The sequence below is a fragment of the Paraclostridium bifermentans genome (genome assembly GCF_964259345.1).
In the GTDB taxonomy this organism is placed as follows: Bacteria; Bacillota; Clostridia; order Peptostreptococcales; family Peptostreptococcaceae; genus Paraclostridium; species Paraclostridium bifermentans_B.
This window is the reverse complement of record NZ_CAXVJR010000007.1, coordinates 64,617-86,903: the sequence shown is the minus strand read 5'-3', so window position 1 is coordinate 86,903 and position 22,287 is coordinate 64,617. Positions and strand designations below refer to the sequence as shown.

The window sequence follows — 22,287 nt, the reverse complement described above, 5'->3', positions numbered from 1 at the left end:
AATAAAATGAAGTTTAGAGTTGAAAAATATATATTAAAAAAAGCTGAAGAGTTAGCATTTTTAAGAATAAAAAATAGCGCGGATTTTAAATTAAAAGGGTATGAATTTCCGGAAGAAGGACTAGATGTACCTATAAAAAATGATGTATTAGTAAAAGGTATAAAAACTAATACAGCTCAAGATGGATTAAGTTCAATGTCTATAGCTGATGCAATGATGTATATCATGGGAATTGACAGCAAATTCAAATATAATGATGAATATAAAAAGTTTCTTAAGGCAATAGAAGAAAACCTTGATTTAGATTTAAAATCATATATGGGATATATGTCTAGAAAGTATTTTGAAGCAGGTGAATATACTGACGCTTTAATATATTTAAAGTGCAGTGTAAGCTTATACCCTGAAGATATAGATGCTCTTTATCATTATGCTATAGTTTGTCAGGAGTTAGCTAAGCAACACCAAAAAAATGGTGATGAAAAACCAATGGAAGCATTTTTATTAGATGCAATAGAAGCTTTAGAAAAAGTAAGAGACTTAGATGAATCTTTTGCTCTTGCATATTATCACTTAGGATATCACTATTATAATCAGAATCAGTATATAAAAAGTAAAGTAACTTGGGAAGAAGCTATGAAATTAGGAATTGATGATGATTTATGTGCAGAGTTACAAGAAATTATAGGTAAAATGGACTTTAAAGTACAATATGAAGAAGGTTATAACTTAGTGTTCCAAGGAAGAAATGAAGAGGGATTAGAAAAGTTATTGCCACTAGCAGATGAACATGGAGACTGGTGGAACCTTTTATTTATGATAGGTCTAGCATATAGAAATATGAATGATGTTGAACAAGCTAAAAAATATTTTGAAAAAATACTTATAATAAGACCTAATCAAGTAGATACACTAGTTGAATTAGGTTTATGTGAAGCATCTACTTACAATATGAAAGGGGCTATCGAGCATTTTGAAAAAGCAGCAAAATTAAAGAAAGAAGACCCTGAAATATTATGTAATCTAGGAATGGCATACTTAAACGATGGTGATTTAGACAATTCAATTTATTATATTGAAAGAGCTTATGAAATAGACCCACAAGATGAAGTAACAGTAGCATGTTTAAGAGAATTAGATAAATATAGATAAATCAAAAGCTATAAGGATAAATCCTTATAGCTTTTTTGCTTAAATAAAAAGGGAGTAGGTACCGGTATGTCAAATTAAATTAATTATGGTGTTAACTATTTTATATACATATTTATAAATTGACCAAAGTAAAAATATAAGGAGGAGTTACATTGATAAAAAAATTAGAAGACATAATAAAAGAGCTAAAGCTAAATAAAAAAGTTAGGCTAGCTGTAGCGGCAGCTCAAGATAAGGAAGTTTTACATGCAGTTTTAGATGCTATGAATATGAATATAATAGAACCTATTTTAGTTGGTGATGTTAACAAAATAAGAGAAATATCTAAAGAATTAAATTTAAGTTTAGATGGTATTAATATAATTGAAGCTAACACCTATGAAGAATGTGCAGAAGTAGCTGTGAAATTAGTTAGCAATAATGAAGCTGACTTTGTTATGAAAGGTATTTTAGATACACCGATATTACTAAAAGCTGTTTTAAATAAAGATTATGGATTAAGAACAGATAGTTTATTAAGTCATGTTATGGTATATGAAGTTCCATCATATCATAAACTTCTTATACTTACAGATGGAGGCATGAATATAAGTCCTAACTATGATCAAAAAGAAAAAATATTAGAAAATGCAGTAAGAGCATGTAAAGCACTTAAAATTGATAATGTAAAAGTAGCAGCATTAGCAGCAAAAGAAAAAGTAGATGGAAAAATGCAAGCAACAGTAGATGCGAGAAGGTTACAAGAAGCTAGTAAGTCTAATGTATTTGGAGAAGATGTTATAGTTGAAGGTCCATTAGCATTTGATTTAGCAATATCTTCACAAGCTGCTAAAGTAAAAAACTTTAAAAGTGAAGTATCTGGAGAAGTAGATATAATATTGGTACCTACCATAGAAGTTGGAAATGGAATAGGAAAAACTTTAACATATTTAGCAGATGCTAAATCTGCAGGAATTATAATGGGTGCAAAGGCTCCAATTGTACTAGTATCAAGGGCTGATACACATGAGTCAAAGCTATATTCAATAGCTTATGGAGCCTTGATATCTAGAAAAAATAAATAGGATATCCAAAAATTGTTAAAAAATTACCTAAATTATAGTGAAAGTGTGGAACATAATTGCTATAATTTAGGTAAATAAAATTATTTTAGATGCAGAAACATATATAGCTTAGATGCAGAAACATACTTAGTTCTATTAAAAATTTTATAAAAAGGGGATAGAAGTATGGATAAAAAGATGATGACTATCGACTTAAACAGCCAAAAGCTGATAGAAAAGGCTGAAAAAGATGGCGTAGAAACTATGTATGACAGAAAGCTTGCTATGAAAGCACAATGTGGATTTGGGCTTCAAGGGGTCTGTTGTAGAATATGTGCAGCAGGACCTTGTAGAATAACGCCTAAAACACCATTAGGACTATGTGGGGCTGATGAGCATGTAATAGTTGGTAGAAACTATGCAAGAATGGTTGCTGGGGGAACAGCGGCACATTCAGACCATGCAAGAGGAATAGCTCATACAATGGCATTAGCAAGTAGGGATGGAAATTACACAATAAAGGATGAAGCTAAATTAATAAATTTAGCTAAAGAATGGGAAGTAGAAACAGAAAATAGAGATATATATGATATAGCTCATGAAGTTGCAGATATAGCTTTAATGGAGTTTGGTAAACCTCATGGCAAATTAAACTTCTTAAGTAGAGCACCACATCAAAGACAAGATAGATGGAAGAAATATGATATAGAACCAAGAGCAATAGATAGAGAAATAGCGACAATCATGCATTCAACTCATATGGGATGTACAGCAGACATCGATAGTTTAATAAATTTATCATTAAGAACTTCGCTAGCAGATGGCTGGGGAGGATCTATGATAGGAACTATATTCAGTGATATATTATTCGGCACACCAACAGTTAGACAATCAGAAGCAAACTTAGCGGTATTAGAAGAAAATAAAGTAAATATAATATTACATGGACACGAGCCTTCACTATCAGAAATGATAGTATTAGCATCTGAAGATCCAGAACTTGTAGCTTTAGCTAAAGAAGTTGGATCAGATGGTATAAACTTAGCAGGTATGTGTTGTACAGGTAATGAGGTAACGATGAGACATGGAGTAAGAACTGCAGGAGATTTCCATCAACAAGAATTAGCTATAGTAACAGGAGCTGTTGAAGCTATGATAGTTGATGTTCAATGTATATTCCCTGCATTAGCTAAGGTATCTGAATGTTATCACACTAAATTTATAACAACATCTCCAAAAGCTAAAATATCAGGATCAACTTATATAGAATTTAATGAAGAAACAGCACTTGAAAATGCAAAATCAATAGTAAGAGAAGCTATACTTAATTATAAAAATAGAGATAAAGAAAAAGTTTATATACCAGAATTAAAATCAAGTACAACAGTAGGATTTAGTGAGCAAGCAATAATTGGTCAATTAGATAGAGTTGTAAACTCTCAAATAGATAAGCCAGGAACATTAAAACCATTAGTAGATTGTCTAAAATCTGGAGTATTAAGAGGGGTAGTAGGTGTAGTTGGATGTAATAATGCAAGAACTGTATCTAACAAAGCTCACGTAACTATAATGAAAGAATTAATAAAAAATGACATATTAGTTGTAACAACAGGATGTGGAGCATCAGCAGCAGGTAAATTTGGATTATTAAATAAAGAAGCTAGAAAACTTGCAAGTAAAGGTCTTGCTACAGTTTGTGAATTAGTTGATATACCTCCAGTAATACATTTAGGTTCTTGTGTTGACTGTAGCCGTATATTAAACGTAGTATCAGAAGTTGCTAAATTCTTAGATATGGATATGTGTGATATACCTGTAGCTGGAGTTGCACCAGAGTGGATGTCTGAAAAAGCAGTTGCAATAGGTACTTATGTAGTAGGATCAGGAATAGATACTTATTTAGGAATAATGCCTCCTATATCAGGGTCTTCTAAGACAGTAGAAATATTAACAGAAACACTTCAAGATAGTATGGGAGCAACATTTAAAGTAAATGAAAATCCAGAAGAATTAGCTAAGATGATAATAGAGGATATAGAAAAGAAACGTGTACACTTTGAAGATTTAGTTGCACAGAAAAAAGCTGAAAACGAAGCTGAGCCAGCAGAAGCTTAAAAATTTATATTATTTATGTAAAACTAGGAGTACTACTTTGAAAAGATAGTATTTAAAATAAATTAGTTTATGAAAGCTAGCTATAGTTTTTTTTGTATGCAACTATAGCTAGTGTAAAATATTATAAACTTAAGACAAACAAAAGGTGGGAGAATATGAAAATAGCTATAACAGGTAAAGGTGGAGTAGGCAAGACAACTTTTTCGTCTATGCTTTCAAGATTATTTGCAGATGATGGGTATAGAGTGGTAGCAGTAGATGCTGACCCTGATGCTAACTTAGGATTGGCTTTAGGATTTCCTAAAGATGTATATGAAGATATAGTTCCTATATCTGATATGAAAAATTTAGTATCAGAAAGAACGGCATCAGAGACTGGAACTTTTAATAAAATGTTTAAATTAAATCCGAAGGTAGATGATATACCAGATAAATTTTGTAAAGAACATAAAGGAGTAAAACTTTTGACTCTTGGAACTGTGGATTCAGGAGGAAGTGGATGTGTATGTCCAGAGCATGTTTTATTAAAAAGATTATGTTCGCATTTAATTTTACAAAATAAAGATGTTGTAATAATGGATATGGAAGCTGGAATAGAACATCTAGGAAGAGGTACTGCACAAGGAGTAGATGCCTTTATAGTTGTTGTTGAACCAGGAGAGAGAAGTTTACAAACATATAGAAAAGTAAAAAAATTAGGTAATGATATAGGTGTAAAGAAGGTTTTTGTAGTAGGTAATAAAATAAGAAACAAGTCAGATGAGGAGTTTGTAACTAGTAATCTACAAGATGGAGAATTACTAGGGTTTGTTTACTACAATCAAGATGTAATAGATTCAGATAGAGCAAGTAAATCTCCATACGATGTAAGTTCAGATACTAAGATGCAGATAAATGAAATAAAAAATCGATTAATGACGAATGAGTAGTATATTAGTATAATAGATATTACAAAACAAAATGAGAGGAGATTGAGTTATGGGATTTAAATCAGATATAGAAATTGCACAAGAAGCAAAACCACAAGATATAAGGGAAATAGCTAAAAAGTTAGGTTTAAGTGATGATGAAGTAGAACTTTATGGAAAATATAAAGCTAAGGTAGATTACAATTTACTAAAAAAAGGTAATGGAAATAAAAAAGCTAAGTTAATATTAACTACAGCTATAAATCCTACTCCAGCAGGAGAGGGAAAAACAACAACTACTATAGGGGTAGCAGATGCATTTTCTAAATTAGATAAAAATGTATTAGTTGCATTAAGAGAACCATCATTAGGTCCTGTATTTGGGGTTAAAGGAGGAGCTGCTGGTGGAGGATATGCACAAGTTATACCTATGGAAGATATAAATTTACATTTTACAGGAGACTTCCATGCTATAGGGGCAGCTAATAACTTATTAGCGGCTATGCTTGATAATCATATACACCAAGGAAACTCATTAGGAATAGACCCAAGAAGAATAACTTGGAGAAGATGTGTTGACATGAATGATAGACAGTTAAGAAATATAACTGATGGATTAGGTGGAAGAGCACATGGAGTACCTAGAGAAGATGGATTTGATATAACTGTTGCATCTGAAATAATGGCAGCATTTTGTTTAGCAAATGACATAATGGATTTAAAAGAAAGATTAGGTAATATAATAGTAGGATACACATATAATGGAGATCCTGTAACTGCTAAACAACTAAATGCAAATGGAGCTATGGCAGCTTTATTAAAAGATGCATTAAAACCAAACTTAGTTCAAACATTAGAAGGAACACCATCATTTGTTCATGGAGGACCTTTTGCAAATATAGCACATGGATGTAACTCTGTTATAGCTACAAAAATGGCAATGCATTTTGCTGACTATGTTGTAACAGAAGCAGGATTTGGTGCTGATTTAGGTGCTGAAAAATTCTTAGATATAAAATGTAGAATGGCAGATTTAAAACCAGATGCAGTTATAATAGTAGCTACTGTTAGAGCATTAAAATATAATGGTGGAGTACCTAAAGATAAGCTAAACGAAGAAAATCTAGAAGCTTTAGAAGCAGGTTTACCTAACTTATTAAAGCATGTTGAGAATATAACGAAAGTATACGGATTACCAGCAGTTGTAGCTATAAATAGATTCCCACTAGATACTGAAGCTGAACTTAAATTAGTTGAAGAAAAATGTAAAGAGTTAGGTGTTAATGTTGCACTTTCTGAAGTATGGGCTAAAGGTGGAGAAGGTGGAATAGAAGTAGCTAAAGAAGTTATAAGATTAATAGAGGAAGAAGAAAATGACTTCAGATTCTGTTATGAAGATGATTTATCTATTAAAGAAAAAATAGAAGCAATAGCTACTAAGATATATGGAGCAGATGGAGTAGACTTTACTCCAGCAGCTGAAAAAGAAATAGCTACATTAGAGAGCTTAGGATTTAGCAAGTTACCAATATGTATGGCTAAAACTCAATACTCTTTAACTGATGACCAAACAAAACTGGGAAGACCTACTGGATTTAGAATAACAGTAAGACAATTAACAGTTTCAGCTGGTGCTGGATTTATAGTTGCCTTAACTGGAGAAATAATGAAAATGCCAGGACTTCCAAAAGTTCCAGCAGCTGAAAGAATAGATGTAGACGAAAATGGTGTAATATCAGGTTTATTCTAATAAATAGTTAATCATGGGGGCGCTCGTTATAAATATAGTTGCTTCCTTCGCACAAAGTACTAAAAAGATGTACTTTAAGTGCTACGTCAGCAACTATATTTACAACTTCGCTACTTTCAATTAATAATATTTAATATAATAAACATGTGATATATATGGAGGAAAGTGAATGAGAATATCTGAAAAAACATGTGTAGATTTTGTTGATGTATTAGCTTCAAAATCAGCAGTTCCAGGTGGTGGAGGTGCAGCAGCTTTAACTGGAGCTATAGGAATAGCTTTAGGAAGTATGGTGTGTAACTTAACTATTGGAAAGAAAAAATATGCTGAGTATGAAGAAAGTGTAAAATCTATACTAGAAAAAGCAAGAGAGTTAGAAAAAGATTTAATAAATATGATAGATGAAGATGCAGAATGCTTTTTACCTTTATCAAAAGCATATGGACTTCCAAGCTCTACAGAGGAAGAAAAGAAAATAAAAGCTGAAACTATGGAAAGTGCACTTAAAACAGCATGTGAAGTGCCTATAAAAATAGTTAAGGTATGTTATGAGGCTATAAAACTACATGAAGATTTAGTAGATAAAGGATCAAGACTAGCAATAAGTGATGTTGGTGTTGGTGTACAATGTTTAAGAGCTGCCATATTAAGTGGGCAATTAAATGTTATTATAAATATAAACTCAATAAAAGATGAAGAGTATGTAAACAAAGTTAGAAATGAGGTTAATAACCTTGTAGAAGATGGAGTTAAAACTTGTGATGAAGTTTATAAAAAAGTAGAAATAGCATTAAGCAAATAATAAAATTATAATTTTTAAGTTTAATATTATAGGGGGCATAAAAATGAACAATACAACAACTAAAGGACAAATAATAAAAGGAAAACCAGTAGCTGATAAAATAAGTCAAGAACTTATAAATGAAGTTAATAATTTAGTTAAAGAAGGAATAAATCCTAAATTAGCTGTAGTAAGAGTAGGTTCTAGACCAGATGATTTAGCATATGAAAGAGGAGCATTAAAAAGATGCCAGACTATAGGTATAGAAACAGAAGTTGTAGAATTACCTGAAAATATAAGTCAAGAAGAATATATAAATGTAATACATAAGCTGAATGATGATAAAAAAGTTAATGGGATATTAGCATTTAGACCGCTTCCTAAACATTTAAACGAGGATGAAATAAAATACCATATAGATCCTAAAAAAGATGTAGATTGTTTTAATCCGATAAACACAGCTAAAATAGTAGAAAATGATAAAAGTGGATTTCCACCATGTACACCTACAGCAGTTGTAGAAATATTAAAGCACTATGATATAGGTTTATCTGGAGCTAATATAGCTGTTTTAGGGAGATCAATGGTAGTTGGAAAGCCAGTATCAATGCTTTTATTAAATGAAAATGCAACAGTGACTATATGTCATTCAAGAACTAAAAATTTACCAGAGATATCATCAAAAGCAGACATAGTTGTAGCTGCAGTAGGAAAAGCTAAAATGGTTACAGCTAATTATGTAAAAGATGGTGCTGTAGTTATAGATGTAGGTATAAATGTTGATAATAATGGCAATTTATGTGGAGATGTTGATACAGAAAATTTATTAGAAAAAGTTTCTATGATAACTCCTGTACCAGGAGGAGTTGGATCAGTAACTACATCTATACTAGCAAGTCATGTAGTAAAAGCTTGTAAGTTACAAAATAATAAATAAAAAAATAATAAATGGAGATTTTCAAGGGGGAATAGAGATGATAATTTCTGAAAATAAGCCATTTGAAGAGATTTTAGGTTACATTAAAGATGATAAGAAGATTATCTTAATAGGATGTAATCAATGTGCAGCTACGTGTAAAAGTGGTGGAGAAGAAGAAGTTTTAAAAATGAAAGAAAAGTTAGAAATAGAAGGAAAAGAAGTGCTAGGATATCAACTACTAGATCCAGCATGTAATCTTTTAAAATCAAAGAAAGACTTAAAATCATTAAAAAGTGAAATCAAAGAAGCTGATGCTATATTATCTTTAGCCTGTGGAGATGGAACACAAACTATTGTAAAAAATATAAAAAATAAGCCTGTATATCCAGCTAATAATACTTTATTCATAGGTGAAGTAAAAAGAGTAGGAGAGTTCGAAGAAGCATGTAAAGCATGTGGAGAATGTGAATTAGCATGGACTGGAGGTATATGTCCAGTAACAATGTGTGCTAAAGGTTTATTAAATGGAGCTTGCGGTGGAGCAAGAGATGGAAAGTGCGAAGTTAATCCTGAAAATGACTGTGCTTGGGTTCTTATATATGATAGATTAAAATCTATAGATCAATTAGAAAATCTATTGGAAATTAAAGAACCAAAAGATTACTCAAAGGCATGTAATCCTAGAAGTTTAAGCTTAAAGAAAAAAGAAGCAATGGCTAATGCTTAGATATTTTTTTAGAGGTTAAGGGGGATAAAAAAATGAGCTTGTTAAAAGACGCCTTAGATAATGGCAAGTTTGCAGTAACTGCGGAAATGGCACCTCCTAAAGGAACTGATTTATCACATTTAATAGAGTGTGCTAAAGCTGTTAAAGGGAGAGTTCATGCTGTAAATGTAACAGATTTTCAATCTGCTGTAATGAGAACAACATCGCTTACTACATGTAAGTTATTAAGAGATGAAGGATTAGAGCCAGTACTTCAAGTAACTGGAAGAGATAGAAATAGAATTGCAATACAAGGAGAACTATTATCTGCTGGAGTTTTTGGAATAGAAAATATGCTAGCATTAACAGGAGACCACACCGTAGTAGGAGATCATCCTCAAGCAAAGCCTGTATTTGACCTAGATTGTGTTGGAATATTAAAAACAGCACAGAAGTTATCAGAAGGAACAGATATGGTAGGCAATCAATTAAAAGGATCACCTAATTTTTATTTAGGAGCATCCGTAACCCCAAGATACACGCCTATTGAAATTCAATTATTAAAAATGCAAAAGAAAATAAATGCTGGAGCTAAGTTTTTCCAAACACAAGCTGTATATGATATAGATACAATGAGAGAGTTTAGAAAACATACAAAAGATATGAATACAAAGGTTTTAGCAGGAATAATACCATTAAAATCTCCAGGAATGGCTAAGTTTATGAATGCTAATGTTCCAGGAATATATGTTCCAGATGAACTTATCGAAAGGTTAAGATCGGTAGGAAAAGAAAATTGGGCAAGTGAAGGTATAAAGATAGCAGGAGAATTAATTCAACAATTAAGAGATGAAGATTTATGTGATGGAGTGCATATAATGGCAATTGGTGCAGAGGAAAATGTACCTGCTATATTAGATGCAGCAAATATATAAAATATCATAGGGGGATTATGAAATGAGAGTAGCAGTAATAGGCGGAGGACCAGGAGGATATGTAGCTGCTATAAAAGCCGCTATGCTTGGTGCTGATGTTACAGTTATAGAAAAAAGAAGAGTTGGAGGAACTTGCTTAAACGTAGGATGTATACCAACAAAAGCATTACTAGCATCATCATCATTGATTTCATCTATAAAAGAAGCTAAAAATTTTGGGATTAATATAGAGGGTAATGTAGAAGCTAACTTCGAAGATATAATGGCTAGAAAGAATAAAATTGTTAATCAATTAATTAGTGGAATTGAGTTTTTATTTGATAAAAGAGGAATAAAATTAGTAAATGGATTTGGAAAACTTATAGAAAATAATAAGATAGAAGTAAAGAAAGATGATGGAAGTATAGAAGTTGTAGAAGCTGATAAAATTATATTAGCAAACGGATCACAACCAGTTATACTACCGATGTTTCCATATGATGGAGATACTATTATAACAAGTGATGAGGCTTTAAATTTAAAAGAAGTTCCTAAATCTTTACTTATAGTAGGTGGAGGAGTTATAGGTTGTGAATTTGGGCAATTCTTCAAAACTTTAGGAACAGAAGTTACTATAGTTGAGATGTTTGACCAATTACTTCCACTTGAGGACAAAGATGTAGCTAAACAGTTGCAAAGACAGTTTAAAAAGGATAAAATTAAGGTAATGACAGGTATTCGCATCGAAAAATGTGAAATAGTTGACAATGAAGTTATAGCAACTCTATCTAATGGAAAGCAAGTTAAAGCTGAAAAAGCTTTATTATCGATAGGAAGAAAACCTTATCTTGAAAATTCGGGAGTAGAAGATATAGGAATAGAATTAGATAGAGGTAAAATAGTAGTAAATGAAAATTTAGAAACAAATATAGAAGGTATATATGCTATTGGGGATCTAATAAATACACCATTCTTAGCACATGTAGCATCCAAAGAGGGAATAACAGCAGCTCAAAATGCTGTTTGTGGCAATTCAAAAACTGTAAATTACGCAGCAGTTCCAAGATGTGTATATACTGAACCAGAAGTTGCAGGAGTAGGTAAAACTGAAAAAGAGCTTCAAGAAAATGGTATAGAATATAATATAGGACAATTCGATTTTAGAGCATTAGGTAAAGCTCAGGCTATGGGACAATTCCAAGGATTCATCAAGATATTATCAGATAAAGAAGACAAAATAATAGGCGCATCTATAGTAGGACCTCACGCAACAGATTTATTAACAGAGTTATCATTAGCTGTTCATTTAGGATTGACAGTAGAACAAGTAGGAGATGTTATACATGCACATCCTACATTATCAGAAGGAATAATGGAAGCTTTACATGATGTTCATGGGGAGTGTGTTCATGCAGCTCCAAAATTAGCAAAAGCATAAACAGGATAAAAGTCCTGTTTAGACAAACAAAGGGGGAAATCTTATGGGATTTAATATTGCGGTAGCAGGTAAAGGTGGAACTGGTAAGACAAGTCTTACAGGGCTTTTAATTGACTGCTTAGTAAACGATAATAAAGGACCGATATTAGTAGTAGATGCAGATGCTAATGCTAATATAAATGAAGTATTAGGGTTAGATATAGACGTAACATTGGGTCAAATAAGAGAAGAAATAAATCAAAGAGAAAAACAAGGGAATGCTTTTCCAGGAGGTATGACTAAAGCTCAGTACCTGCAGTATCGATTAAACACATCTGTAGCTGAAGGACCAGGATATGATCTAATAGTTATGGGAAGGTCAGAAGGTGAAGGTTGTTACTGCTATGTAAATGGAATATTAAGAGAGCAGACTGATAAACTTTCTGACAGCTATGATTATTTAGTAATAGATAATGAAGCTGGAATGGAACATTTAAGTAGAAAGACTACGAAACATATAGATAAATTGCTATTAGTAAGTGATTGTTCAAGACGTAGTATTCAAGCTGTTGCAAGAATAAGGGACTTAGCAACGGAACTAAAACTAAATGTTTCAGATATGCAGCTTATTGTAAATAAAGTTCCAAATGGTGTATTAAATGATGGAATAAAAGAAGAAATAGAAAAACATAAATTAGACCTTTTAGGGGTAGTACCTTTAGATGACATGATATATGAATATGATTCTTCAGGAACGCCATTAGTAAAGCTACCTGAAGATTCTAAAGCAAGAATAGCTATTAAGGATATTATATCTAAATTGGAATTAAATTAGGCTAAGGGGGAAAATAAAATGGCATTTAAGATGTCTGTTCAAAAGTACTCTGGTAAGATATCAGAGGTTGAAATAGGTTTAGGAGAAAGTTCTATAAAAATAGGCGGAGAAAATATACTTCCTTTTTATAACTTTGATGGAAATCAACAAAATACTCAAAAAGTTGGGGTAGAAATGTTAGATGTATACCCTGATCATTGGACTGAAGGAATGAAAGAAATATACAAAGATGTAGCTGATGATAGTGTGAAATGGGCTAAGTATATAGAAGAAAACATAAAACCTGATTTTATATGCTTAAAGCTAGAAGGAGCAGATCCCAATGGTCTAGATAAAACTCCAGAAGAATGTGCTCAAGTAGCTAAAGATATAGCTTCAAGTATATCTTTACCTATAGTTATAGCAGGAACAGGAAATTTTGAAAAGGATGCCAAGGTTTTTGAAAAAGTTGCACAAGTTACAGATGGGCATAATTGCTTGTTCATGTCAGCTACAGAAGAAAACTATAAAGGCGTTGGGGCTGCAGCAAGTATGGCATATAACCATAAAGTTGGAGCAGAGTCTTCTGTTGATATAAACTTAGCAAAACAATTAAATGTATTATTAACACAATTAGGTGTTAAACCAGAAAATATTGTAATGAATGTTGGATGCTCTGCTGTAGGTTATGGATATGAGTATGTTGCATCTACTATGGATAGAATTAGACTTGCAGCGCTTAGCCAAAATGATAAAACTTTACAAATGCCTATAGTAACACCTGTTTCTTTTGAATCTTGGAATGTTAAAGAATCAGTAGCTAGTATTGAAGATGAACCTGCTTGGGGATGCCAAGAAGCTAGAGGGATATCTATGGAGGTTTCAACTGCTGCAAGTGCACTGGCAGGAGGAGCTAATGCAGTAGTACTTCGTCATCCAAAATCTGTTGAAACTATAAAAACTTTAGTTAGCGAATTAGCTTAATAAGTTAAAGGTTAGGGGGAAAATAAAATGGCTTTAAAAGCTTTAGATATATTTAAATTAACACCAAAGAAAAACTGTAAAGATTGTGGATTTCCAACTTGTATGGCATTCTGTATGAAGGTTGCATCAGGGGCTTGTGAAATAGAAAAATGTCCTCATATGTCACAAGAAGCATTAGATAAATTATCAGAAGCTACTGCACCTCTTATGAAAACATTAAAAATAGGCGCAGGAGAATCACAATATGATTTAGGTGGAGAAACTGTACTATTTAGACATGAAAAAACTTTAGTAAATAGAAATAGATTTGCAGTAGAATTTTGTGACTGCATGAGTGAAGAAGAAGTAAATAAAAAATTAGAGAATATAAAGGCTGTTAACTACATAAGAATAGGTGAAGAAATGAAAGTAGAAATAGCAGCTTTAAGATATTCATCAAATAAAGAAGCATATATAAACTTAATAAATAAAGTTAAAGAAAGTAATCTATCATTAGCTTATATGATAATTTGTGATGATGCTCAAATTGCTAAAGAAGCAGTAGAACTATTAAAAGGAGAAAATCCAGTAGTATATGGAGCAAACAAAGAAAATTATAAAGAAATGGTAGAGGTAGTTAAATCTGATAAGTTAGTACTAGGAGTAAGTGCATCTAATTTAGAAGAACTATATGCTACTGTAGAAGCTATACAATCATTAGGATACAAAGAGTTATTATTAGATACTACAGGAGATACAATAAAAGATACATTTACTAATACAGTTCAAGTTAGAAGAATATCATTAAAAGAGCAAGATAGAACTTTTGGATATCCTTCAATAATATTTGCAAATAAATTATCTAAAGAAGATTCTATGATGGAAGTAGCTATATCTTCAATATTTACAATAAAATATGGATCTATAATAGTTTTAGATGATATAGATTATGCTAAAGCTTTACCATTATTTGCACTTAGACAAAATATTTACACAGACCCACAAAGACCAATGAGAGTTGAAACTAAGTTATATCCTATAAATAATCCAGATGAAAATTCGCCGGTTTTAGTTACTGTTGACTTTGCATTAACATATTTCATAATAGCAGGAGAGATAGAAAGATCTAAAGTTCCTGTTTGGCTAGCTATACCAGATGCTGGAGGATACTCAGTTTTAACTGCTTGGGCAGCTGGAAAATTTGGAGGAAGTTCAATAGCAAACTTTATAAAAGAAAGTGGAGTTGCTGAAAAAACTAAAAATAGAGATTTAATAATACCTGGAAAAGTAGCTGTTTTAAAAGGTGATATAGAAGATAATTTACCAGGATGGAATGTAGTTATAGGAACAGAAGAGTCAATGGAATTACCTAAATTCTTAAGAGAATACAAAGCTAGTAAAGAAGAGGTTATGGCTTAAAGAATTTGAAAATTTAAATAAGGGGATGAAGTGCATGGAAAAATTTATAGTTATAGGGGAGAGAATACATTGTATATCTCCATCAATAAGAAAAGCTTTAGAAGAAAGAGATCCTGCTCCAATATTAAAAAGAGCTAAGGAACAATTAGATGCTGGGGCTCATTATATAGATTTTAATATAGGGCCATCAGAAAGAGATGGAGAAGATGTAATGACTTGGGGCGTTCAACTTCTTCAGTCAGAGTTCAATAACGTGCCTTTAGCACTAGATACTGCGAATAGAAAAGCAATAGAAGCAGGTCTTAAAGTTTACAATAGAGAACATGGAAAACCTATAATAAACTCTGCTGATGCAGGTGGAAGAATAGAACTTATAGATTTAGCTGGAGAATATGAAGCTAGGGTAATAGCATTATGTGCTAAAGAAGGTATACCAAGAGATAATGATGAACGTATGGCATACTGTCAAGAAATGTTAGAAAGAGGATTAATGGCAGGATTAGAGCCAGAAGATATGTTGTTTGATCCATTATGCTTAGTTATAAAAGGAATGCAAGATAAGCAAATGGAAGTTCTAGAAGCTATAAGAATGATGACAGAGATGGGATTATTAACTACAGGAGGGTTATCTAATGTATCAAATGGATGCCCTAAAAATATAAGACCAATATTAGATAGTGCATTTGTAGCAATGGCAATGGCTAATGGATTTAGTTCAGCTATAGTAAATCCATGTGATGAAGAATTAATGAGAATGATAAAATCTTGCGATATAATAAGAAATTCAAGTTTATATGCAGACTCTTATTTAGAATTAAATGATGGTGGATTTGCATATAACGTATAAATAGATATATTTTTTTAATAAGGGGGAAATAGAGTGAAAAATTTGTACAGTACTGTTTTTAATGGATCTGAGCAAGCTCTACAAGCTGCAAAAGGATTACTTAATGAAGCTATAGAAAAAAATGGAAGAGAACATAGTGTTGGATTCCCAGATACAGCATATTCATTACCATGTATATATGCTGCAACAGGAAAGAAAATAAATAATCTAGGAGATTTAGAAGCTGCATTAGAAATAATTGAAAGTCTAATAAATAAAACTCATTTATTAGAGCATGTATTTAATTCAGGATTAGCTACTGCTTTATCTGCAGAGGTTATAGAAGCAATAAAATATTCTACAATGGAAAGTCCATATAGTGAGCCTTGTGCAGGTCATATAACAGACCCAATAATAAGATCATTAGGAGTTCCACTAGTTACAGGAGATATACCAGGAGTTGCTGTTGTTCTTGGAGAATGTCCAGATGCAGAAACAGCAGCTAAAGTTATAAAGGATTATCAATCTAAAGGATTATTAACATTCTTAGTTGGAAAGGTAATAGATCAAGCTATAGAAGCTGGAGTTAAAATGGGTCTTGAACTAAGAGTTATACCTTTAGGATATGATGTAACAAGTGTTATACACGTTGTATCAGTTGCAATAAGAGCTGCATTAATATTCGGTGGATTAACACCAGGAGATTTAAATGGATTACTAGAATATACTGCGAAGAGAGTTCCAGCATTTGTAAATGCATTTGGACCATTAAGTGATTTAGTTGTATCTTGTGGAGCTGGAGCTATAGCTTTAGGATTCCCAGTTATAACTGATCAAGATGTATTAGAAGTTCCAATGAACTTATTAACTCAAAAGGATTATGATAAATTTGTAGCTACTTCTTTAGAAGCTAGAAATATAAAAATAAAAATAACTGAAATCCCAATACCTGTATCTTTTGCAGCAGCATTTGAAGGTGAAAGAATAAGAAAGAACGATATGTATGCTGAGTTTGGTGGAAATAAAACAGAAGCTTGGGAGTTAGTTAGAAAGAAAGAATTATCTGAGGTTGAAGACCATAAGATAGAAATAATTGGTAAAGACATAGATGAAGTAGAAGTTGAAAATGGAGTTGTAAGATTACCTCTTGCAGTTTTAGTTGATATAGCTGGTAAAAATATGCAAGAAGACTTTGAACCAGTTTTAGAAAGAAGACTACATTATTTCTTAAATTATATAGAAGGTATAATGCATGTTGGCCAAAGAGATATAACTTGGGTTAGAATATCTAAAGATGCAGTAGAAAAAGGATTTAGATTAAACCATATAGGAGAAGTTATATATGCTAAAATGCTAGATGAGTTTGAATCAGTTGTTGATAAGTGCCAAGTAACTTTAATCACTGATGCAGAGGAAGTAGCTAAATTAAAAGAAGAGTATGCTATTCCTAGATATACTGCTAGAGATGAAAGATTAGCATCATTAGTAGATGAAAGTGTTGAAGAATTCTACACTTGTAATTTATGTCAATCATTTGCACCAGCACATGTTTGTGTTGTAACACCAGAAAGATTAGGACTTTGTGGAGCTGTTAGTTGGTTAGATGCTAAAGCAACAAAAGAATTAGATAAAACAGGTCCATGTCAACCTATAGTAAAAGGTGAATGCTTAGATGACTTAAAAGGTATATGGCAATCAGTAAATGAAGAGGTAGCTAATATATCTCAAGGAGCTGTTGAAAGTGTTACATTGTACTCTATATTAGAAGATCCAATGACTTCTTGTGGATGCTTCGAATGTATATGCGGTATAATGCCAGAAGCTAATGGATTTGTTATAGTTAATAGAGAATTTGCGGGTATGACTCCTGTTGGAATGACATTTGGAGAACTTGCATCTATGACAGGTGGAGGAGTTCAAACTCCAGGATTTATGGGTCATGGAAGACAGTTCATATCTTCTAAGAAATTTGCTTATGCAGAGGGTGGACCATCAAGAATAGTATGGATGCCAAAAGAATTAAAAGACTATGTAGCAGATAAGTTGAATGCTACTATGCAAGAATTACATGGTATAGAAAACTTCACAGATATGATATGTGATGAAACTATAGCAAGTGACTCAGAGGGAGTGTTAGCATACCTTGAAGAAAAAGGTCATCCAGCTTTAAATATGGAATGTGTAATGTAATTTAAGTAAATTCTAAGGAGTGGAAAAATGAAAGTTATACCAAGCTTAAAATATTGTAAAGAGCATACATGGGCTAAAATAGAAGGCGAGTATGCGTATATAGGAATAACAGATTTTGCACAAGACCAATTAGGTGAGATATTATTTGTTGAAATGCCTGAAGTAGAAGATGAAATAACTAAAGGTGAAGACTTTGGAGTTGTAGAATCTTCAAAAGTAGCATCAGACTTAATAGCTCCTATATCTGGTGAAGTTGTTGAAATAAATGAATTATTAGAAGATGAACCAGAAGCTATAAATGATGATGCATATGAAGCGTGGATAATAAAAGTAAAAATATCTGATTTAGATGAACTTGAAGAATTATTAACTTCAGATGGATATGAGTCTAGTTTAGAGTAGAATAAATAAAACTGCCTTAAGAGGAATCAAATAATATTCATCTTAGGGCAGTTTTTTTACGCTTAAGGAACTATGATTAACAAATATTTAGATAACTTATGAAGTGAAATTTTTATAATTATTTATTAATGATATGACAAAAATCAAGGAAATTTTATGTTTTATATAGAATTTATATTGTTATAGGAAAGGTTATTATATAAGGGGGAAATCTTATGGTTAGAGTTAATGTTTTATCCCATAATAAAGAAATTACATGCAAAGCAGGAGATAATCTACTAGATATAATAAGAGAAAACAATATATTTATAGATGCACCTTGTAATGGAAATATGGTTTGTGGAAAATGTAAGGTAAAGTTAACAAAAGGAAAGGTAGAATCTAAGGTAAATGTACATATAAGCAAAGAAGAGATTAGTCAAGGGTATATATTATCATGTGCAAGTAGTGTTATTGAAGATATAGATATTGAGATTCCTTCAAATATGGATACATCTATTAATGATATGAAAATAGAGGGAAGTAATAAAAATAAAGATGATAATATATTTGAAGAAGCAGTTACTAAAGTAAGAGAAAATAATCTTAGATTTGATAAAAATATATACAAGAAGTATCTTGAATTAGATGAGCCTAATTTAGATGACAATATAAGTGATATAGATAGGTTAGAAAGATATATTAGAAATAATATAGGCAGCACTTATATAGAATTTAGTTTAGAAGTTTTAAGAAAAGCACCTGTAGAGCTTAGAAAAAATAATTTTAATGTTACTATAACCTACATGATAGAAAAAGAAAAAATATATGTATTTGATATAAATTCTAACAATACAGAAAATGAAATTTATGGAATATGTGTAGATATAGGTACTACATCAGTAGTAGCATGTTTGGTAGATTTAAATACAAATAATATTATAGATAAAGCTTCATCTGGAAACGCTCAGATAAAATATGGTGCAGATGTTATAAATAGAATAATATATTCTACTAAAAAAGATGGATTAGAAATTTTAAGGAAATCTATAGTTGAAGACACTATAAATAAGTTATTAGATAAAATTTATATTAAAAATAATATAGATAAAAATAATATAGTTACGTTTGTTGCAGCAGGAAATACAACTATGAGTAGTTTATTTTTAGGTGTATATACTGATTTTCTAAGACAAGAGCCATATATACCACCTTTTATAAAATCTCCTAATATTAAAGCTAAAGAAATTGGAATAAATATTAATCCTAATGGAGCAGTTTACTTGGCTCCATCAGTAGCAAGTTATGTTGGGGGAGATATAACCGCAGGAGTTTTATCATCAGGTATATGGACTAGTGAAGAAAATATACTTTTTATAGATTTAGGAACAAACGGAGAAATTGTATTTGGGAATCAAGACTACATGATGACTTGTGCATGTTCTGCTGGTCCTGCATTTGAAGGTGGGGGTATAAGTTGTGGAATGAGAGCTTCAAAGGGAGCGATAGAAAAAGTCGACATAAACAAAGAGAACTTGATGCCAGATTTAAAAATTATAGGTGATAATAAACCTGTAGGAATATGTGGATCTGGAATTATAGATTTAATCTGCAAAATGATTTTAAGTGGAATAATTGATAGAAGAGGAAAAATTAATAGAGATTTAAATAGTGAGAGAATTAGATTTAATGAGCATGATATCGGCGAGTATGTTTTAGCTTTTAAGGATGAGTACAATATCGAAAATGATATAACTGTAAATGAAGTTGATATAGATAATTTTATAAGAGCTAAAGGAGCTATATATTCAGGAGCTGCAACTCTTATAGAAAGTTTAGGAATGGATTTTAGTATAATTGATAAAGTGTTAATAGCGGGCGGAATAGGAAATAGCTTAAATATAGAAAATTCAATTATGATTGGTTTACTTCCAGATATAGATAGAGAAAAATTTAAATATATAGGAAATAGTTCTTTAATTGGTTCATATTTAACTCTTATAAGTGATGGAGCTAAAGAAAAATTAGAAGAAATTGCAAATCAAATGACCTATGTAGAATTAAGTGTATACCCTACGTATATGGATGAATTTGTATCAGCATGCTTTTTACCACATACAAATATAGAGCAATTTCCAACTGTAAAAGAATTATTAGGAGAGTAAAGATATGAATTTAGATGAAAAAATAGATTTAGCATATAAAATAAAGCTAGAAAATTTTGGAGATGACATAGTTTTTTCATACCCTAATCAAACTTTAGCTGTAAGTGTAACTAATACTGAGTGTAGTTTAGGATGTGCACACTGTAATGGTCAATACTTAAAAAATATGACACCTATAATCGAATATAAAGAAAAAGCTAAAACAAGAAATATAACTAGTATTTTACTGAGTGGAGGATGCAACTCTGATGGAGATGTACCTATTGAAAAGCAAATAGATAAATTAATAGAACTTAAAAAAGATGGATATAAATTAAATTCGCATATTGGGCTTATGGATGGATATAAATTAAAAGAGATAGGAAAATACTTAGATTATGTATCTTTTGACTTGATATTTGACGAAGATACTATAAAAGAAGTATATAAGATGAATAAAAAAAGAGAAGAGTATATAAAAGTATATGAGACTATACAAAAATACACAAAAGTAGCACCACATATATGCATAGGACTAAAGGGTGGAGAAATAAAAGGAGAATATGAAATTATTGATTACTTAGAGAAAAATCAGCCAGAGCAATTAACTTTTATAGTATTGATACCTACGAAAAACACTGAGTATGAATTTGTTGAGCCACCTAAAATTGAAGAAGTCATAGATGTTATATGTGATGCTAGAATAAGACTTCCAAAAACAAAAATAAATTTAGGGTGTATGAGACCTAGAGGTGAATATAGAAACTCTTTAGATAAGCTTGCTGTAAAGTGTGGTGTAAATAATATTGTATTGCCATCAAAAGAATGCAGAGAATTAGTAAACTCATTACAGTTAAATATTTTAGAAAGTAGGGAGTGTTGTGTATTATGATTAGATTATCAATTGGAACAGCAATAGAACTAGGAATAAAAAATGGTAAAAGTGACATAGCTCCAACAACTGCTTATATACTAATAGGTAATAATTGTAATAATAACTGTGCATTCTGTTCTCAATCTATGGAAAGCAGTAGTAGAAAAGATAAACTATCTAGGGTATTATGGCCTAAATTCGAAAAAGAAGAAGTCCTAGAGGCGTTTAAAGAATATAAAGGTAACAATATAAAGCGAATATGTATTCAATCTATGTATAGCTTAGAAGCTCATAAAGAAGTAAAAGAATTTATTGATTATATTAAAAGAGATATAGATATTCCTATATCTTTATCTGCAAAGTTAGAAAGTGAAGAATCAGTAGATGAATTTTTAAGTTATGGAATAGAAAAAATAGGAATAGCGATAGATGCTGCAAATAAAGAATTATATGAAAATATAAAAGGCAATAGTTATGAAGATAAAGTTGAGTTTATAACTAAATTAGGAGATAAATATCCTAATACTATAAGTACGCATATAATAGTTGGATTAGGAGAAACACATCAAGATATATTTGAACTGTATAGTTATTTAAAAAGACATAATATAACTGTTAGTTTATTTGCTTTTACACCTATAAAAGGAACAAGGATGGAAGACATAGAACAACCAGATATAGAAAGTTATAGAAGAGTTCAATTAATGACGTATATGATAGACAAAGGATATTGTAAAGACTATTTTAAATTAAATGAAAATGGATATTTAGAAAATATAATTATAGATGAACATATAAAAGCTGATATATTAAAGGGATATCCATTTGAAATAAAAGGGTGTAAAAACTGTAATAGACCTTATTACAATGAAAGGCCAGGGCATACGATTTATAATTATTCTAGAAAATTGAATGAAGATGAAATAAATTTGGGGATAAAAGAAATAAATTTAAAAATAGGGGATATGTAA

Annotated in this window: 19 protein-coding genes; all 19 read left to right on the top strand. The window is 31.2% G+C overall.

Annotation, left to right across the window (positions count from 1 at the left end; all coding sequences use genetic code 11):
* Positions 1–6 precede the first annotated feature (6 nt).
* The 19 genes from ACEXNK_RS13970 to ACEXNK_RS13880 all read left to right on the top strand — a co-directional run bounded on the left by ACEXNK_RS13970 (position 7) and on the right by ACEXNK_RS13880 (position 22,287).
* Positions 7–1,152, top strand: coding sequence for a tetratricopeptide repeat protein (locus ACEXNK_RS13970; RefSeq protein ID WP_373599592.1), 1,146 nt, complete (start codon positions 7–9; stop codon positions 1,150–1,152).
* 152 nt (positions 1,153–1,304) lie between these two features.
* Positions 1,305–2,216: a bifunctional enoyl-CoA hydratase/phosphate acetyltransferase gene (locus tag ACEXNK_RS13965; protein WP_373599593.1), complete on the top strand. Its 912-nt coding sequence runs from the start codon at positions 1,305–1,307 to the stop codon at positions 2,214–2,216.
* A 165-nt stretch (positions 2,217–2,381) separates the two neighbouring features.
* Entirely contained in the window at positions 2,382–4,310 is a 1,929-nt protein-coding gene (cooS, locus tag ACEXNK_RS13960) for an anaerobic carbon-monoxide dehydrogenase catalytic subunit (protein WP_373599594.1), read from the top strand.
* A gap of 155 nt (positions 4,311–4,465) precedes the next feature.
* On the top strand, positions 4,466–5,239 hold the full coding sequence (locus tag ACEXNK_RS13955) for an ATP-binding protein (RefSeq protein WP_373599595.1): 774 nt from the start codon (positions 4,466–4,468) through the stop codon (positions 5,237–5,239).
* 49 nt (positions 5,240–5,288) lie between these two features.
* The gene (locus tag ACEXNK_RS13950; protein WP_373599596.1) at positions 5,289–6,968 is read left to right on the top strand and encodes a formate--tetrahydrofolate ligase; all 1,680 of its coding nucleotides are present in this window, start codon (positions 5,289–5,291) and stop codon (positions 6,966–6,968) included.
* Between the two features lie 169 nt (positions 6,969–7,137).
* Positions 7,138–7,770, top strand: coding sequence for a cyclodeaminase/cyclohydrolase family protein (locus ACEXNK_RS13945; RefSeq protein ID WP_373599597.1), 633 nt, complete (start codon positions 7,138–7,140; stop codon positions 7,768–7,770).
* A gap of 43 nt (positions 7,771–7,813) precedes the next feature.
* The gene (locus ACEXNK_RS13940; RefSeq protein WP_373599598.1) at positions 7,814–8,686 is read left to right on the top strand and encodes a bifunctional 5,10-methylenetetrahydrofolate dehydrogenase/5,10-methenyltetrahydrofolate cyclohydrolase; all 873 of its coding nucleotides are present in this window, start codon (positions 7,814–7,816) and stop codon (positions 8,684–8,686) included.
* Positions 8,687–8,723: 37 nt separating this feature from the next.
* Positions 8,724–9,395 (top strand): methylenetetrahydrofolate reductase C-terminal domain-containing protein, encoded by a 672-nt coding sequence (locus tag ACEXNK_RS13935; RefSeq protein ID WP_373599599.1) that lies wholly within the window; start codon positions 8,724–8,726, stop codon positions 9,393–9,395.
* Between the two features lie 32 nt (positions 9,396–9,427).
* Positions 9,428–10,309, top strand: coding sequence for a methylenetetrahydrofolate reductase (locus ACEXNK_RS13930; RefSeq protein WP_373599600.1), 882 nt, complete (start codon positions 9,428–9,430; stop codon positions 10,307–10,309).
* A gap of 22 nt (positions 10,310–10,331) precedes the next feature.
* Positions 10,332–11,726, top strand: a complete 1,395-nt coding sequence (lpdA, locus tag ACEXNK_RS13925; RefSeq protein WP_373599601.1) for a dihydrolipoyl dehydrogenase — start codon at positions 10,332–10,334, stop codon at positions 11,724–11,726.
* Between the two features lie 43 nt (positions 11,727–11,769).
* Positions 11,770–12,540: an ATP-binding protein gene (locus ACEXNK_RS13920; protein WP_373599602.1), complete on the top strand. Its 771-nt coding sequence runs from the start codon at positions 11,770–11,772 to the stop codon at positions 12,538–12,540.
* A gap of 18 nt (positions 12,541–12,558) precedes the next feature.
* Entirely contained in the window at positions 12,559–13,503 is a 945-nt protein-coding gene (gene acsD, locus ACEXNK_RS13915; protein WP_373599603.1) for an acetyl-CoA decarbonylase/synthase complex subunit delta, read from the top strand.
* A gap of 27 nt (positions 13,504–13,530) precedes the next feature.
* Positions 13,531–14,901, top strand: a complete 1,371-nt coding sequence (gene acsC / locus ACEXNK_RS13910) for an acetyl-CoA decarbonylase/synthase complex subunit gamma (RefSeq protein ID WP_373599604.1) — start codon at positions 13,531–13,533, stop codon at positions 14,899–14,901.
* 34 nt (positions 14,902–14,935) lie between these two features.
* Positions 14,936–15,748, top strand: coding sequence for a carbon monoxide dehydrogenase/acetyl-CoA synthase methytransferase subunit (gene acsE / locus ACEXNK_RS13905; RefSeq protein ID WP_373599605.1), 813 nt, complete (start codon positions 14,936–14,938; stop codon positions 15,746–15,748).
* A gap of 33 nt (positions 15,749–15,781) precedes the next feature.
* Positions 15,782–17,917, top strand: coding sequence for an acetyl-CoA decarbonylase/synthase complex subunit alpha/beta (acsB, locus tag ACEXNK_RS13900; protein WP_373599606.1), 2,136 nt, complete (start codon positions 15,782–15,784; stop codon positions 17,915–17,917).
* A 27-nt stretch (positions 17,918–17,944) separates the two neighbouring features.
* Entirely contained in the window at positions 17,945–18,319 is a 375-nt protein-coding gene (gene gcvH / locus ACEXNK_RS13895; RefSeq protein WP_373599607.1) for a glycine cleavage system protein GcvH, read from the top strand.
* A 215-nt stretch (positions 18,320–18,534) separates the two neighbouring features.
* Positions 18,535–20,463 carry a corrinoid activation/regeneration protein AcsV gene (gene acsV / locus ACEXNK_RS13890; RefSeq protein ID WP_373599608.1) on the top strand — a complete coding sequence of 643 codons (1,929 nt, stop codon included), beginning with the start codon at positions 18,535–18,537 and terminating at the stop codon, positions 20,461–20,463.
* A 4-nt stretch (positions 20,464–20,467) separates the two neighbouring features.
* Positions 20,468–21,334, top strand: a complete 867-nt coding sequence (locus ACEXNK_RS13885) for a radical SAM protein (RefSeq protein ID WP_373599609.1) — start codon at positions 20,468–20,470, stop codon at positions 21,332–21,334.
* On the top strand, positions 21,331–22,287 hold the full coding sequence (locus ACEXNK_RS13880) for a radical SAM protein (protein WP_373599610.1): 957 nt from the start codon (positions 21,331–21,333) through the stop codon (positions 22,285–22,287). Before ACEXNK_RS13885 ends, ACEXNK_RS13880 begins: the two co-directional genes overlap by 4 nt.

Coding starts and splice junctions, on each gene's coding strand:
- gcvH (WP_373599607.1), top strand. CDS start 17,945: ATGAAAGTTATACCAAGCTTAAAATATTGTAAAGAGCATACATGGGCT.
- ACEXNK_RS13885 (WP_373599609.1), top strand. CDS start 20,468: ATGAATTTAGATGAAAAAATAGATTTAGCATATAAAATAAAGCTAGAA.
- ACEXNK_RS13930 (WP_373599600.1), top strand. CDS start 9,428: ATGAGCTTGTTAAAAGACGCCTTAGATAATGGCAAGTTTGCAGTAACT.
- ACEXNK_RS13950 (WP_373599596.1), top strand. CDS start 5,289: ATGGGATTTAAATCAGATATAGAAATTGCACAAGAAGCAAAACCACAA.
- ACEXNK_RS13935 (WP_373599599.1), top strand. CDS start 8,724: ATGATAATTTCTGAAAATAAGCCATTTGAAGAGATTTTAGGTTACATT.
- cooS (WP_373599594.1), top strand. CDS start 2,382: ATGGATAAAAAGATGATGACTATCGACTTAAACAGCCAAAAGCTGATA.
- acsV (WP_373599608.1), top strand. CDS start 18,535: ATGGTTAGAGTTAATGTTTTATCCCATAATAAAGAAATTACATGCAAA.
- lpdA (WP_373599601.1), top strand. CDS start 10,332: ATGAGAGTAGCAGTAATAGGCGGAGGACCAGGAGGATATGTAGCTGCT.
- ACEXNK_RS13945 (WP_373599597.1), top strand. CDS start 7,138: ATGAGAATATCTGAAAAAACATGTGTAGATTTTGTTGATGTATTAGCT.
- acsC (WP_373599604.1), top strand. CDS start 13,531: ATGGCTTTAAAAGCTTTAGATATATTTAAATTAACACCAAAGAAAAAC.
- ACEXNK_RS13970 (WP_373599592.1), top strand. CDS start 7: ATGAAGTTTAGAGTTGAAAAATATATATTAAAAAAAGCTGAAGAGTTA.
- acsD (WP_373599603.1), top strand. CDS start 12,559: ATGGCATTTAAGATGTCTGTTCAAAAGTACTCTGGTAAGATATCAGAG.
- acsE (WP_373599605.1), top strand. CDS start 14,936: ATGGAAAAATTTATAGTTATAGGGGAGAGAATACATTGTATATCTCCA.
- ACEXNK_RS13920 (WP_373599602.1), top strand. CDS start 11,770: ATGGGATTTAATATTGCGGTAGCAGGTAAAGGTGGAACTGGTAAGACA.
- ACEXNK_RS13940 (WP_373599598.1), top strand. CDS start 7,814: ATGAACAATACAACAACTAAAGGACAAATAATAAAAGGAAAACCAGTA.
- ACEXNK_RS13955 (WP_373599595.1), top strand. CDS start 4,466: ATGAAAATAGCTATAACAGGTAAAGGTGGAGTAGGCAAGACAACTTTT.
- ACEXNK_RS13880 (WP_373599610.1), top strand. CDS start 21,331: ATGATTAGATTATCAATTGGAACAGCAATAGAACTAGGAATAAAAAAT.